The 12,797-nt window shown below is 44.3% G+C and carries 12 protein-coding genes; 8 read left to right on the top strand and 4 right to left on the bottom strand.

All coding sequences use genetic code 11. The features are described from left to right. Positions 1 to 139: 139 nt before the first annotated feature. The 4 genes from G9G54_RS14890 to G9G54_RS14875 all read left to right on the top strand — a co-directional run bounded on the left by G9G54_RS14890 (position 140) and on the right by G9G54_RS14875 (position 4,189). Entirely contained in the window at positions 140 to 646 is a 507-nt protein-coding gene (locus tag G9G54_RS14890) for a hypothetical protein (protein WP_165178647.1), read from the top strand. 168 nt (positions 647 to 814) lie between these two features. After that, positions 815 to 1,525 (top strand): response regulator transcription factor, encoded by a 711-nt coding sequence (locus tag G9G54_RS14885; RefSeq protein ID WP_103049395.1) that lies wholly within the window; start codon positions 815 to 817, stop codon positions 1,523 to 1,525. Between the two features lie 2 nt (positions 1,526 to 1,527). Continuing rightward, entirely contained in the window at positions 1,528 to 2,907 is a 1,380-nt protein-coding gene (locus tag G9G54_RS14880) for a sensor histidine kinase (RefSeq protein ID WP_165178646.1), read from the top strand. Positions 2,908 to 3,121: 214 nt separating this feature from the next. Further along, a complete protein-coding gene (locus tag G9G54_RS14875) occupies positions 3,122 to 4,189 on the top strand; it encodes an ABC transporter ATP-binding protein (protein WP_165178645.1) in 1,068 nt (355 codons plus the stop codon). A gap of 146 nt (positions 4,190 to 4,335) precedes the next feature. Here G9G54_RS14875 and G9G54_RS14870 read toward each other — a convergent pair whose 3' ends face one another. Then, positions 4,336 to 5,619 (bottom strand): pectate lyase family protein, encoded by a 1,284-nt coding sequence (locus tag G9G54_RS14870; protein ID WP_165178644.1) that lies wholly within the window; start codon positions 5,617 to 5,619, stop codon positions 4,336 to 4,338. Positions 5,620 to 5,999: 380 nt separating this feature from the next. Here G9G54_RS14870 and G9G54_RS14865 point away from each other — a divergent pair, with 380 nt between their 5' ends. Further along, complete coding sequence (locus tag G9G54_RS14865) at positions 6,000 to 6,737, top strand: cyclase family protein (protein ID WP_165178643.1); 738 nt, start codon at positions 6,000 to 6,002, stop codon at positions 6,735 to 6,737. Between the two features lie 160 nt (positions 6,738 to 6,897). Here G9G54_RS14865 and G9G54_RS14860 read toward each other — a convergent pair whose 3' ends face one another. Then, positions 6,898 to 7,311 carry a DUF4183 domain-containing protein gene (locus G9G54_RS14860; RefSeq protein ID WP_165178642.1) on the bottom strand — a complete coding sequence of 138 codons (414 nt, stop codon included), beginning with the start codon at positions 7,309 to 7,311 and terminating at the stop codon, positions 6,898 to 6,900. A gap of 447 nt (positions 7,312 to 7,758) precedes the next feature. Here G9G54_RS14860 and G9G54_RS14855 point away from each other — a divergent pair, with 447 nt between their 5' ends. From G9G54_RS14855 to G9G54_RS14840, 3 genes are all read left to right on the top strand, one after another. Continuing rightward, positions 7,759 to 8,382, top strand: a complete 624-nt coding sequence (locus G9G54_RS14855; protein ID WP_165178641.1) for a DUF4183 domain-containing protein — start codon at positions 7,759 to 7,761, stop codon at positions 8,380 to 8,382. A 439-nt stretch (positions 8,383 to 8,821) separates the two neighbouring features. After that, complete coding sequence (locus G9G54_RS14845; protein ID WP_165178640.1) at positions 8,822 to 9,406, top strand: TetR/AcrR family transcriptional regulator; 585 nt, start codon at positions 8,822 to 8,824, stop codon at positions 9,404 to 9,406. A gap of 74 nt (positions 9,407 to 9,480) precedes the next feature. Further along, complete coding sequence (locus G9G54_RS14840) at positions 9,481 to 10,062, top strand: NAD(P)H-dependent oxidoreductase (protein ID WP_165178639.1); 582 nt, start codon at positions 9,481 to 9,483, stop codon at positions 10,060 to 10,062. A gap of 431 nt (positions 10,063 to 10,493) precedes the next feature. Here G9G54_RS14840 and G9G54_RS14835 read toward each other — a convergent pair whose 3' ends face one another. Beyond that, on the bottom strand, positions 10,494 to 11,129 hold the full coding sequence (locus G9G54_RS14835) for a LysE family translocator (RefSeq protein WP_165178638.1): 636 nt from the start codon (positions 11,127 to 11,129) through the stop codon (positions 10,494 to 10,496). A 302-nt stretch (positions 11,130 to 11,431) separates the two neighbouring features. After that, positions 11,432 to 12,625, bottom strand: a complete 1,194-nt coding sequence (locus G9G54_RS14830; RefSeq protein WP_165178637.1) for a glycoside hydrolase family 5 protein — start codon at positions 12,623 to 12,625, stop codon at positions 11,432 to 11,434. Positions 12,626 to 12,797: the final 172 nt, after the last annotated feature.

Here is a 12,797-nt window from a genome sequence, read left to right as displayed (position 1 = left end):
CTCATAGCGTACAGACTCATGTAATTTCTAAATACATGAGTCTGTACGCTATTTCATATACTTTTCACACATTTGCTCCACAATTATCCCGAATTCTCCTGATAAGCTAAAGATACTTTAAAGGAGAGGTGATTCAATCATGAAAAAATGGACTAAAAATGCAGCAGCTGTATTGACCGTAGTAAGTGTACTGGGAGGAGCAAGCAGTGCATTCGCTGCTACAGCAACAACGACTCCAGCGAGCACTGCACCAGCGATCAAAGCTCCTGCGGTTACGACTCCGGCTACCAAAACACCGGTGAAAGAACCTGTGACGAAAACACCTGTGGTGAAAGCACCCGTTAAAAAAGTTGCAACAGCTCATAAAACAACAACCAAAGCGAAGAAAGCCCCTGCCAAAAAATCCGTTGCGAAAAAAGTGGCAAGCCACAAAACAAAAGCAGTGAAAGTGCAGCACCGTACAGTTAAACATCATGCAAAAAAACATAATGTTGTTAAACACAAAGCAACAACTCATAAAACTCGTGCACATCATGCCGTAGCTAAAAAAGTGACCCACAAAGCTCCAGTTAAGAAAGTCGTCCCAGCAAAAACAGTGAAAACAGCGCCAAAAACAGCTGCTAAAGTAGTAACAACCAAGAAATAAGATTGATGTGTAATTAGCTTTCAGCTCGCCTGGCATATACAGCAGCGATTCATGATAAGAAAGACGGGACCGGGAACGGTATACCCGTCTTTTGTCTATTCTGTTGGGCTTCTGTTAAGCTTAAAGAGAGGATGGAAGCATCCAGAACAACGGCAAGGGGTTAAGGCCATGACAAAAATAGTAGTAGTGGATGACGATGTGTTCATTTTGCAATTAATATCTGAATATTTGAAAAAAGAATCCTACGAGGTCACTTCCTTTTCCAGTGGTAAAACACTGGTAGAGCATATCCGTACGAACCGTCCGGATTGTCTCGTTCTTGATATTATGATGCCTGGCATTGATGGGCTTTCTCTACTGACTCAGCTTCGTGATTTTACAGAAATGCCGATCATTATGATCTCTGCCCGTGGAGAAGAAAACGACCGTATTCACGGACTGGAGCTGGGATGCAGCGATTTTTTGACCAAGCCCTTTAATCCAAGAGAGTTGGTAGGAAGGGTCAAAGCGATGCTGAGGCTGAGCAAGGCCGGAATGTCTGCATCGGACGATAGGCAAGCGGCAGAAAGCGCAGATATATGCCATGCGGGCAATCTGTGTATTTTTGCTGACTTTCGTAAAGTTACAGTGGACGGACAAGAGCTAAATTTGACCTCACGTGAATTCGACCTGCTGCTGTTTCTTGCGAATCATCTGGAGAGACCTTTTGGCAGAGAACATCTGATTCAGCAGGTGTGGAGCTATGATTTTATAGGTGATGTGAGAGTCGTGGATGATCTGGTCAAACGGATTCGTAAAAAGTTAGCTGAATATCACTCTACGCTCGTCATTAACACCGTATGGGGTTTCGGCTATAAAGCAACGGTTCAGGAGTTGTAACCATGCGTACGATGAGAGCTAAAATACTGCTTTCCCTGTCCATCGCCATGCTTATTACCGTCTGTATTACGGTCGTTTTATTCATCAGGCTTATCGACGACATTCTGGTGAATCAGGCTAAATCCAAGCTTCATGAGCAGGCGCGCAAAGCCGTCCATATTATGAGCGACGGAGGATTTGATCGACTGGATAATGCTGAATTCAACTATGTTATCAAGGGCGTGCTTTTATCTGCCGATTACTTTATTTTAAGCACGGATAACCGTATCATCGACTCAAGCGTCTCTGGAATGGAAGGCAAAAAGATCGAGCGTTTGCTTTTGATCCGCCAGGGATTTTTTGCATCGGTTCATCCGTCTCCCCAGGATCTGACCGCTACACATGAAGGGGTAGCTGTGCTTCAAGGTAAAAAGGTACTGTTTACGAATGAAGAATTGCCCGGACAACCTTTTCGTATTTTTGTATACTCACCCTTATCTTCCTTGAGAGCACTGTATGTACCGTTAATGAGAACCACATTACTGTCTATCATCGCGGGGTTTTTGGTGATTCTCGTCATTGGTCTGATGGTTGTCTCACGTCTAGTGCGTCCACTCAAACGATTGAAAGAGGCGGTAGGCAACTACGAACCGAATCAGCCACAGGATAGTGATTTTCCGCAGGCGGATAAAAGTGAGATTGGCGAGCTGATCGGTACCTTTCATTCCATGTCCGCCCGTATTCAGCAGCACCACCAGGGTCAAATTGAATTTCTACAAAATGTATCTCACGAGCTAAGGACACCGTTAATGTCCATTCAAGGCTATGTATATGCCATTCAGGATCAAGTGGTATCCCAGGACGAGGGGCTGAGTATCATCAAAGTGCAGTCCCAGCGGTTAATTGACATGGTGGAAAAGCTGCTGCAGCTATCAAGGCTGGAAGCGCTGAATGAGGAATGGCCTGTCTCTCTCGTTGATCTTAGAAGCATGGCGGAGGATGCTGTTCATCTATTGATGCCGGTGGCTGCTGAACGTTCTATCTCGCTTCGAGTGGAGGGAGAGGGCCTGCATGTGGCCGTTCCGGCCGAGCAATTGTTCCGTATGATGTTGAATTTGTTGCAAAATGGAGTTCGGCACACCTCTACGGAGGTTGTCATTCATTTGGAGACAGGGACAACATCGGAGGTTGTATGGGTTATGCATGTGGATGATGATGGGGAAGGGCTGACCGAACAAGAGGCAGCAGAGGTATTCGGAAGATTCTATGCAGGCTCGAATGGTGTCACAGGTCTTGGATTGGCTATTTGTCGTCAAATTGCTACCCGATTGAACGGAGAACTACTCTGCACCCGTTCGCCATTGGGTGGAGCGCGCTTCAGCTATATCCAGCGCATGTTATAAATGAGTACAGAAATGGTTAAAAATGATCGTTTTTTCGGTCTAATATCCCATTTATCTAACATATCGTGATAGGTTTTTGATGATATTTTAGATATAGCTTGACTGGTAGGTACTAAACTGAGTAAAATTAATCGTATATACCTTGACTCCTGGACGTCGTTTTTTTAGATAGTGGTCAATAATAGCGATGAATAATAAATGAAAGAGTGATGAGATGAACCGCCTTTTGGAAGTGAAGGACTTAACGATATCTTTCAAGACCCGTCAGGGACTAGTGCAGGCCATTCGTGGCGTAAACTTTCATGTCAATAAAGGAGAGACGCTGGCGATTGTGGGCGAATCCGGCTCAGGCAAAAGCGTAACCTCACAAGCTGTTATGAAGTTGATTCCGACCCCTCCGGGCATCTATCAAAAGGGTCAAATTATGTTTGACGGACAAGAGCTGATTAATAAAACGGAAAAGCAGATGCAAAAAATTCGTGGTAAGGAAATTGGCCTGATTTCTCAGGACCCAATGACTTCGCTTAACCCGACGATGAAAGTGGGCAAGCAGATCACGGAAGTGCTTTTCAAGCATGAAAAAATATCCAGGGATGCTGCTCGCAAGCGGGGTATTGAGTTGCTGAATCTGGTAGGTATCCCACATCCTGAACAGCGTTTTAACCAATATCCGCATGAATTTAGTGGCGGTATGCGTCAACGTGTCGTCATTGCGATGGCATTGGCTGCTAATCCGAAACTTCTGATTGCCGATGAGCCGACGACTGCGTTGGACGTAACGATTCAAGCTCAAATTTTGGAGCTGATGAAAGATCTTCAGAAAAAGATCGATACTTCCATCATCTTTATTACGCATGACCTCGGTGTTGTGGCGAAGATGGCGGACCGTGTTGCCGTTATGTACGCAGGACAAATCGTGGAAACAGGTACGGTTAATGAAATTTTCTACAACCCGAAACATCCATATACATGGGGCCTTCTCGCTTCTATGCCAAGTTTGGACAGCCATGGTCAGAAGCTGGCAGCTATTCCGGGAACACCTCCGGATCTGCTTCACCCACCTGTAGGGGATGCTTTTGCAGCCCGCAGTTCTTATGCTATGAAAATTGACTTTGAGAAAGAGCCTCCACTCTTTCAATTATCCGATACGCACTTTGTAAAATCATGGTTGCTGCATCCAGATGCGCCTGCGGTTGAGCCACCAGAAGCGGTAAAGGCTAAACTTCGCAAGCTGGATAACGCATTTGAAAAGCCGGTTTTGGTAGAACAATACGGCAGTTAATGCGCAACGTAATTTATAACTAAACCAATGAGAAATAAAAAAGGGCTGTTCTCTCCGTGTGGAATCATTCTACGGAGGAAACAGCCTTTTTGGTGTAATATCGCAGGTTGTATGCGCCTGTGGTTATTGGTGTTAGCGGGCAGTGCTTACAGCTTACCGGAACCAGCTTGGGAAGTGACTTCTGTCTTCACACTGGCGGATGGGGAAATTTTATCGTTCAGCGATGGTTTCCAGCCTACAGAGGAGCTAAGACCCGCGCTGGAGCCTGCGTTAACAGCTTGTCCATTCAGGATTGTGCCCGTATCTGACAGGGCAGTTCCTCCAAAGACAGTCACGATTTTAGCTGCAGATAAACCGGCAACGTCAATGACATTGTTTTCGGCGAAGATTTTGGAGGATTTACCTGCACCCCATATATACAGTAAAGGATATTCGAAGCGTTTTACATCACCTGTATAGTAATTGTTGTACAGATGGACTTGTCCATACCGTACACGTGGTGTGCGTTGTACCGTGTTTTCATAATAGTTGTGATGCAAGGTTACACGTAAAGCTCCTTCATCTGCTGTTTTGCTGTCACTGTTGCCAATAATCGACGATTTATCATGATCGTAAAAATGATTGTAAGAAACCGTAACCAGATCGCCTTGGTTAATCACATCAAGAAGTCCATCATGATGCTGGTATTCTTGACCGTAAAACGTACCGTTTTGGCTATCAGGGTGAGATCCATCATTGAAGGTATTGTGGTCTACCCATACATGTGTGGCGCCGTTAACTGTAATGCTGTCATATTCCGAATTCCAGTTGCCTGTGCTGCCGTCTGTTGGGTCCCACTGAGGGAAATAATCGTAGGCATCCTGGAATTCAATATTACGGATAATAACGTTGTCTGTCCCTTTTTTCAGCTGGAGGTTTGCGCCGTTAATGACGGCGTCGCTACCCAGCCCGACAATGGTTGTATTGGACGGAATATCAATAATGACACGACTGGCTTGATTTTTTTGTGAAGCCTCACGTGCCTTTTCCAATGTGCCGGACGGAGCCTTTTTCCCCCATGTGGACGGGTCATACGCTTTGAGGTAGGCGTCAAAATTATATTTAGGGTCCTTGTAATCGTCCAATCCTAACGGTTTATTATTGTCATCGACGTTGGCGTTGATCGTTCCTTTGACATAAATGATTTTAGGCGCTGTGTTGCTGCTCTTGCCTAAGGCATCGACAAGTTGTTTGCGATTCGTTACGGTGAAAATATTGGAGGTAGTCGCCGCAGCTCCACCTGTTGTGCCTGTAGAAAAGGCTGCCCATCCGTTTTTGCTGCCGAGCGTCTCCTTGCCAATATCGCTGGCTGCATGAGCAGGTGCACCTATAGGAGCCAGAGTAGTGAACAGTAGAGCCGCTGCGATTCCGAGTGAAAATCTCTTTTTCATAAAATACCTCCGTATATTGGATTAATGGAGTAGATGAACGAACGGAGTCCCGGGTGCTCCTGTGGTTTCTACATTTTCTATCATACTTCGTGTTCCAGTATTTGTTAATATAATAAAAGTTACATACTAAAATTTTTGTCGAATTTTTTATATAATTCAATAGACCCCTTCTTTTTCCAATCAAGACGTATATGTAATAATGAAAACGTTAACAATCACACGGAATAGGAAATGTATATATGAATATATGGAATTGTTTATGTGTTTTTCTCAGAATGTTAACGATTTCATTCTATATTAGTTTAGCAGATCGATTTATAGATTTTTGAAGAATCCTCAGGTAAAATGGCTTGTAATAAAGCTGAGGAGGAATGGGCATCATGGCAGAGCATTTAGCAGATATCTTGAAGTTGTTGAAGCAAAAAGAGTGGGTAGATTTGTCCCACGCTTTTTATCCTGAAATCCCTCATTTTCCAGTATTCGATAATGTTCAGGTGGATACCCTGTTTACCCACGACGATGGCTTTTTTGTAAAACAATACTGCTTTCCCGGTCAGTATGGGACTCATATTGACGCACCCGTTCATTTTGTGAAGGGCAAACGTTACTTGCATGAGCTTTCGTTGAAGGAACTGGTTTTGCCGCTAGTTGTCATTGACCGTTCAGCAGCCGTTGCAGCCAATTCTGACTATGAACTTACGGTTGCGGATATTTTGGACTTTGAGAAAGAGCATGGACGCATTGCTGATCAGTCCTTTGTCGCTTTTCGCAGTGACTGGAGCAAACGTTGGCCTGATTCAGATGCCTTCTCAAACAAGGATGACGCTGGAGATGCACACTGTCCGGGCTGGTCGCTGGAAGCGCTGCGCTTTTTGGTAGAAGAACGGAATGTAGCTGCCATTGGACATGAAACACTAGATACTGATTCCTCTGTAGCTTATCGCAATGCTGGCAAGCTGGTAGGGGAATATTACATATTGGAGCAGGATCGGTATCAAGTTGAGGTGCTGACGAATTTGGACAAGCTACCCCCGACGGGCGCGGTCATATATAATATTGTTCCGAGCGTTCAGGATTCCCCTGGATTTCCGGTGCGCTCCTTTGCTATTTTACCTTAACCATACAGTACCCAGTCATTTAAAAACGATTATATAATCATCTTGAACTAAAAGACCGATTCAGATATCGACATCTGAATCGGTCTTTTCTAGCTTATATGGGGTAATGTACAGCGTGAATGACCGTTCAGTCCATCTTGAATCAAAATAATGAAACGTCTTAAGTGATAATAGTGACCGTAGGCGCAGAGATGGTAGGCTGAGTTGTGATAGAAGAGGTCGTGCCGCTAAAGTCGGATATTTCTATAACAACTGGGACACCTGGTGTAATATCTACGGAGGCAATGACCAAACTTGCTGTGGTTAGGGTGAATAAGGAGCTTTGCTGAATAACTCCGTTAATATAAAAATTAGAAGAATCCGTAGCCGCTAAAGTCGGCAGAGCAACAACTGGAGCATCTGCGTCATCAACAAAGCTTGCGGCAGGAACAGTTGTTGTTGTTGCGCCGATCATCCCGGCTGTAATGGTTGCAAAAAAACGAGTCACGGCTGGGGTTACAGTCGTGGTTACGGCACCACCAGTTGCTACGGGAGCAGTAGCTACTGCTGTATATACAGGTTTTATGATTGGCATAGTTTTCATCTCCTTTCTTTACTGGTAATGAGCCATTCGCTGGCTCTTAATCAATAAATGATTTTTCAACCTATTTGGAAACGGCATATTAACCTTTCTATTAATAATAGGGTAAATGAGAAGGCCCTATTTTGCTACAAATACAGATGGAAGCGAATACTTGGAATCTGAAGGTTACAAATGCCTAAAACCCTAAAGGGGGATGTGCATACAATACATAAATAAGCATGTGAGAAGGAGGTGTATACGGCTGATATGAGTAGACGCGATTCATCACTAAGAAGGCAAGGAAAGAGAACCGTACATTGCAAGATCAACAAACGTAAAAAGTGTAAAACAAGTTATTCATTCCAAGGTAGAACAAAAACGGGGTTCCATGCCAAAAAGCATCCGAAGCTAATCATGCAACGGAGATGTAGAAATACTCCTACCAAGCGGAGGCGGAGAATGGGCAAGACGGGAAAGCGAGGTGTTCCGGGTTCGACAGGAGCACAAGGCATTCCCGGTTTGACAGGGTTACAGGGTGAAACTGGTTTGACCGGAGTACAAGGCATTCCAGGTTTAGCAGGAGCGCAAGGCATACCGGGAACTGCGGGAGCACCGGGAGTCCAAGGAATACCAGGAATACAGGGTCCAGCAGGAACACGGGGAGCGCCAGGAGTGCCAGGTCCGGCTGGAGTCCAAGGTAGTTCAGGTGCAACAGGTGCACCTGGCCCTACTGGAGCCCGAGGTATAACAGGGCCAACCGGCCCGGCAGCTGACATTTCAAATATTGAAATTGTTCCTACGGCTGAGCGGTATTTTTATTTTGCTCCTGACCAGATTGATTCTTCAGTCACGATTATGGCGGATCAATTTTCTGTAGATGGTGTGCAGGAGGCTTTTCAGCGGTTTAATGTCGGAAGTAACAGTTATGCCAATCTATACATTAATGGAATGATACAAGAAAGCACATTGTACAGCCTGACACCTGCATCGCTGACGATTCGCCTTAACGAAGGGGAAGCAATTCTCCCCGGCACACCTATTATTGTGGAAATTGTTCGGTTTAGTGTGCGATCCAGTGGATGATACTGTTCGCGGTGAGGCAACCCAGAGGCAGATATAGCTGTTTCTTGGGGCAACGAGCCTTTGCGTCCGACATGCCAAAGCTGTAGACTATCTTTGGGGCCTTGGTCATGGATGGCTTGCACGACTTTTTGCAGCGGGGAAATGTGCTCGTCGCTCCATATCCAAGACTGCCTGAGTCTTTTCCCTGCTGGGTGACTGCATGCACCTCAAGCATAATGAGTCCCACCTGTCCTAGCGCCCGTTTTATTCGGTTACATATCTTTTTTATATGAATAAAATGGGATGATACACGTATCATTTAACGTATTTAAGAACATCCACTTATAAAAAATGGTATTTTTAGTTAATTACAATAGATTTTAAATGAAGGTATTAAAGAAGGAATGAGCCTGCATAAATATAATTTGCATTTTAGTTAGTTATCACTTACTATAATCTTATGAATAAGAAAACACATATAGACAGCAAAAAGAAAGATATTCTGCAGGCAGCGATGTGCTTATTTGCAACCAAAGGAATTGACGGGATTTCGGTCAAAGAAATTGGAGAGGCTGCCGGTGTGACGGATGCCGCGATTTATAAGCATTTTAAGAGTAAAGATGCGATGGCTTTGGAAGTATTCGGGCAATATTGCAATAGCTACACCACATTAATTGACTTCTATCGCAAGCAGAGTGGGAGCTTCGTCAGTCGTTTCCATCAACTGGTGGATGAAGTGCTGAATATGCATGATGAGGACCAGTATGGTTTGCTTCTACTATCACAGCATCATGAGCTGTATGTTGAAGCAAGCCAGAGCCAGAATGTGCGTCAGCCGCTGGAGGCGTTGACTGAATTCATCGAACAGGGGATTCAACAAGGTGAACTGCCGAAGCAGGATGCTCTGCTATCCGGTGTGCTCATCATTGGAGCCATTACACGCTTGTCCGTGTCCAGCCTGGAAGGTGAACTTCCACAGCAGTTGGTTCCATTTGCAGCAGAGGTCAAACAACGTTTAACTGCTTTATTAAGTAAAGGTCAGTAGTGACCTTTTCTTTTTAAATATAAAGTTAGTGTTTTCTAACCAAAATCATAATATGAAGGTAGGAAGTGGCTTATATGTCTAAAAAAATATTGGTGATTCAAGGGAATCCAGTCGCTGGCAGTTATGGAGAAGCATTGGCTCAATCCTATGTAAAAGGAGCGAAGGCTGCAGGGGCAGAGGTTCGTTTGTTGCAGCTATCCGCGTTGGACTTTAATCCAAATCTATTAGGGGGATATCGTAATAAATTGCCGCTGGAACCTGATTTGATCCAAGCACAGGAGTCGATTAAATGGGCAGAACATCTCGTTTTTGTCTTTCCGATCTGGTGGGGCAGCTTGCCTGCATTAATGAAAGGATTCATTGACCGTACCTTTATGCCGGGGTTTGCGTTTAAGTATCAAAAAGGAAAACCCCTGCCTGACAAGCTTCTAAAAGGAAGAACGGCCCGCCTCATTACAACGATGGATGGTCCGCACTGGTATTACCGATTTTTCCAGGGACAGCCTGGGCATCGGATGATGAAGGATTCCACGCTGCATCTATGTGGGGTCAAACCAGTGCATTCTACTGCGATTGATCTCATGAATAAATTATCGGATCAGCAGCGCAACGATTGGCTGAGCAAGGTGGAGCAGCTGGGGCGAAGCATGAGCTAGGTTTTCACCTGCCCCAAATCCATTGGCCTACAGGTAAACCATGACGGTAACCGATCATAATTGACCTGCGAAAAGGAAAAAGACCACAATGGGAGCAACTGGCCCGCATTGTGGTCTTTGGAATAGCTCATGTTTTGCAATCAACGTTATATAAATATCGATGCAACGATTAAAATAAATCCGATCGCTAGACCGGCAGGGCCCCAATAATGCATGGGGATAAAAAACAGACTGTGCTGGGTTCCCATTCGATGGGAAATTTACAATGTGTAAAACTGGTAAGAAGGCGTCAAGAAGAAGAGGAAAGCTTAGCTGTTATTGTACTGTTTTGATTCTTGAAAAAAATATGACCACCATTTAGCTATAGGCGGTCATATGATGAATCCAAAAACGTTCCTGTTAGTGGAACATTTGAGAACAATTATTCAGGTCTATTGAGGAGCCTTTGTTCGAAGAAGATTTAATCCTAATCCGATGAAGATTATCCCGGTTATTTTGTTTAAATAGCTGCTAAGCCTTTGGTTGACTTTTATTTTATGGGTAATGTAAGAGGAAAAATAGGCAATAAACAAGCACCATAACAATCCAGTGAACGAAAATGTAAGTCCTAAAATGATAAATGGAATGGGCTCAGAAGCCTTTGTATCAATAAATTGTGGAAGAAAGGCAATGAAAAACAAAGAAACCTTGGGATTCGTAAGACTGGTCAACATCCCTTGTAGATATGTTTTTCTGTTGCTGTGTTGTTTATTGGATTCAGATGCTCTAAAACTTGCATTTGTTTTATCTAATAGCATTCTAACCCCTAGATAAACTAAATAAATAACTCCAATTATTTTAATCATGTTGAACACGATAATTGACTTTGTAAGTATAATTGATAAACCAAAAGCAACTAACAACGTATGGATCAAAGAACCACTAATGATACCGAAAACAGAATACACACCGGCTTTTCTCCCCTGTGCAATGCTTTTCCCAATTATATACATGGTGTCTGCACCAGGAATTAGATTTAGGAGGATTCCAGTAAGCAAAAATACTTCATAATTTACGATTCCAAACATTTTGTGAACACCACCTATTCATTATGAAATACATTAAAAGGTAATGATAATTTAGTAAATAGCTCATTGTCAATCTTCAATATCTGTTATACGTATATGTAAGTTTACCTAAAAAAACCGCTTTTCACCCCTCTATAGGTCTGGCATGACCTGATCCTGAAGGAGGGAAAAGCGGCTTTTAAAATGAGGATACTACGTAGTTACTCATTCACGATAATCAGCAAAAAACATGGGCAGCCTGTCCTGTGTCAAATGCCCAAAGGATGGGCCGTTGTCATATACCCGCGGAGCAGGCGACAGGCTTATTCGGCGGCTGCTTTCGCTTGTTCCGCTACAAAAATAACAGGCTTCATAATCCGGCTCAGCATATCCTGCTTCGGACGATTCCAGGTAACCCAGTCATCCAGTAGCAGACCGCCTGTGTCGCCGCTATTCGGATTCAGGGACCAGTACGTAAAGTACAGGTTGTTGGCACCAATATAGTCTACGAGTGCATTTTGCCATTTCCCCTCAGTAGTAGACAAATCAACATTACGACCGCCGAATTCACCGACCAGCACCGGAGCTATGTTTTGCTTGCTGATGTAGCCCCAGGTTTGATCCCAGATCGCTGGCAGGTTGGACGGGAAGGCCGGGTCGTTGAACCATGGCTGCGAAGACACACCAGGGCCGTAATCATGAGGAGAATATACGACACGGTTCGGTACGTCCAGAACGACAGGATAGTTGGCTACACCTGTCAGGTTGCCACCCCACCAGTATTGGCTATTGTTGCCTTGTACATTGTGATCTACACCTTCTACGAGAATCAGCCAATTCGGATTCACGGACAGAATCGCATTCCCTGCACGTTGTGCCGCCAGACGCCAGTCTGTGGAGGCATTGCCTGTGCCCCAGCTTGCTTGACCGTGTGGCTCATTGTGTAAATCCGCACCAATGACGGTAGGGTTGTTTTTATAACGATCAGCCAACATTTTCCAGTCGCTAATCCAGCGAGACTCAGGGTACTGGGATGTGTACCACAGCTCGGATTGCCCACCTGAGCTTGGACGGTGACGGTCAAGGATAATCTGAATACCGCGTTGTCCAGCTTTTTCGATCAGCTTGTCCATAATTTGAATCGGAGTTAATCCGACCAGGTCAGGGTTTTTGTGATAATCAATACTGTCTGGACGGGAACTGGAATCGAATAACTGATTGCTGTAAGGCAGACGAATCAGATTGTAGCCTTCTTTCTTCACCTGATCCAGCATGTCGTCCATTGAGCGGCTCCACAGTCCATGCAAGGTGTAATTAGGGGTTTCCAGACCGAACCAGTTCAGGCCGTTAAATGCCGCTTCTTTCCCGGATTCGTCTACAATCTTGTTTCCTTGGGTGTGATAATATCCTTTCACACTGGCTGCATCTGCTGAAGCGGGAGTATAGCCATACAGTGTGAAGCCCATTACGAGGGAGGCAATGACGAAAAATGTTTTTTTCAGTCCTTTTTTCTTCATGTTTTTGCTTCCTCCTTTATATGAATGTTTTTGTAACCGATTACAATTTCATTTTATGTTCAAATCTTCCATCAAACAAGTTCATAAAATTCGTATATTTCTAAGATTTCGTTCGAATTCAATAGATTCGTAGCAACGGATGGTTAAGCTAAGTGTCCAGCTTTTGTGGGAG

The organism is Paenibacillus sp. EKM212P (genome assembly GCF_011066115.1).
GTDB lineage: Bacteria > Bacillota > Bacilli > Paenibacillales > Paenibacillaceae > Paenibacillus > Paenibacillus polymyxa_B.
This window is presented reverse-complemented; position numbering and strand designations above follow the sequence as displayed.

Bases quoted from the DNA above. Each gene is read 5' to 3' on its own strand.
- G9G54_RS14885 (WP_103049395.1), top strand. From the start codon at position 815: ATGACAAAAATAGTAGTAGTGGATGACGATGTGTTCATTTTGCAATTA.
- G9G54_RS14835 (WP_165178638.1), bottom strand. From the start codon at position 11,129: ATGTTTGGAATCGTAAATTATGAAGTATTTTTGCTTACTGGAATCCTC.
- G9G54_RS14830 (WP_165178637.1), bottom strand. From the start codon at position 12,625: ATGAAGAAAAAAGGACTGAAAAAAACATTTTTCGTCATTGCCTCCCTC.
- G9G54_RS14875 (WP_165178645.1), top strand. From the start codon at position 3,122: ATGAACCGCCTTTTGGAAGTGAAGGACTTAACGATATCTTTCAAGACC.
- G9G54_RS14870 (WP_165178644.1), bottom strand. From the start codon at position 5,619: ATGAAAAAGAGATTTTCACTCGGAATCGCAGCGGCTCTACTGTTCACT.
- G9G54_RS14845 (WP_165178640.1), top strand. From the start codon at position 8,822: ATGAATAAGAAAACACATATAGACAGCAAAAAGAAAGATATTCTGCAG.
- G9G54_RS14840 (WP_165178639.1), top strand. From the start codon at position 9,481: ATGTCTAAAAAAATATTGGTGATTCAAGGGAATCCAGTCGCTGGCAGT.
- G9G54_RS14855 (WP_165178641.1), top strand. From the start codon at position 7,759: ATGGGCAAGACGGGAAAGCGAGGTGTTCCGGGTTCGACAGGAGCACAA.
- G9G54_RS14890 (WP_165178647.1), top strand. From the start codon at position 140: ATGAAAAAATGGACTAAAAATGCAGCAGCTGTATTGACCGTAGTAAGT.
- G9G54_RS14880 (WP_165178646.1), top strand. From the start codon at position 1,528: ATGCGTACGATGAGAGCTAAAATACTGCTTTCCCTGTCCATCGCCATG.
- G9G54_RS14865 (WP_165178643.1), top strand. From the start codon at position 6,000: ATGGCAGAGCATTTAGCAGATATCTTGAAGTTGTTGAAGCAAAAAGAG.
- G9G54_RS14860 (WP_165178642.1), bottom strand. From the start codon at position 7,311: ATGCCAATCATAAAACCTGTATATACAGCAGTAGCTACTGCTCCCGTA.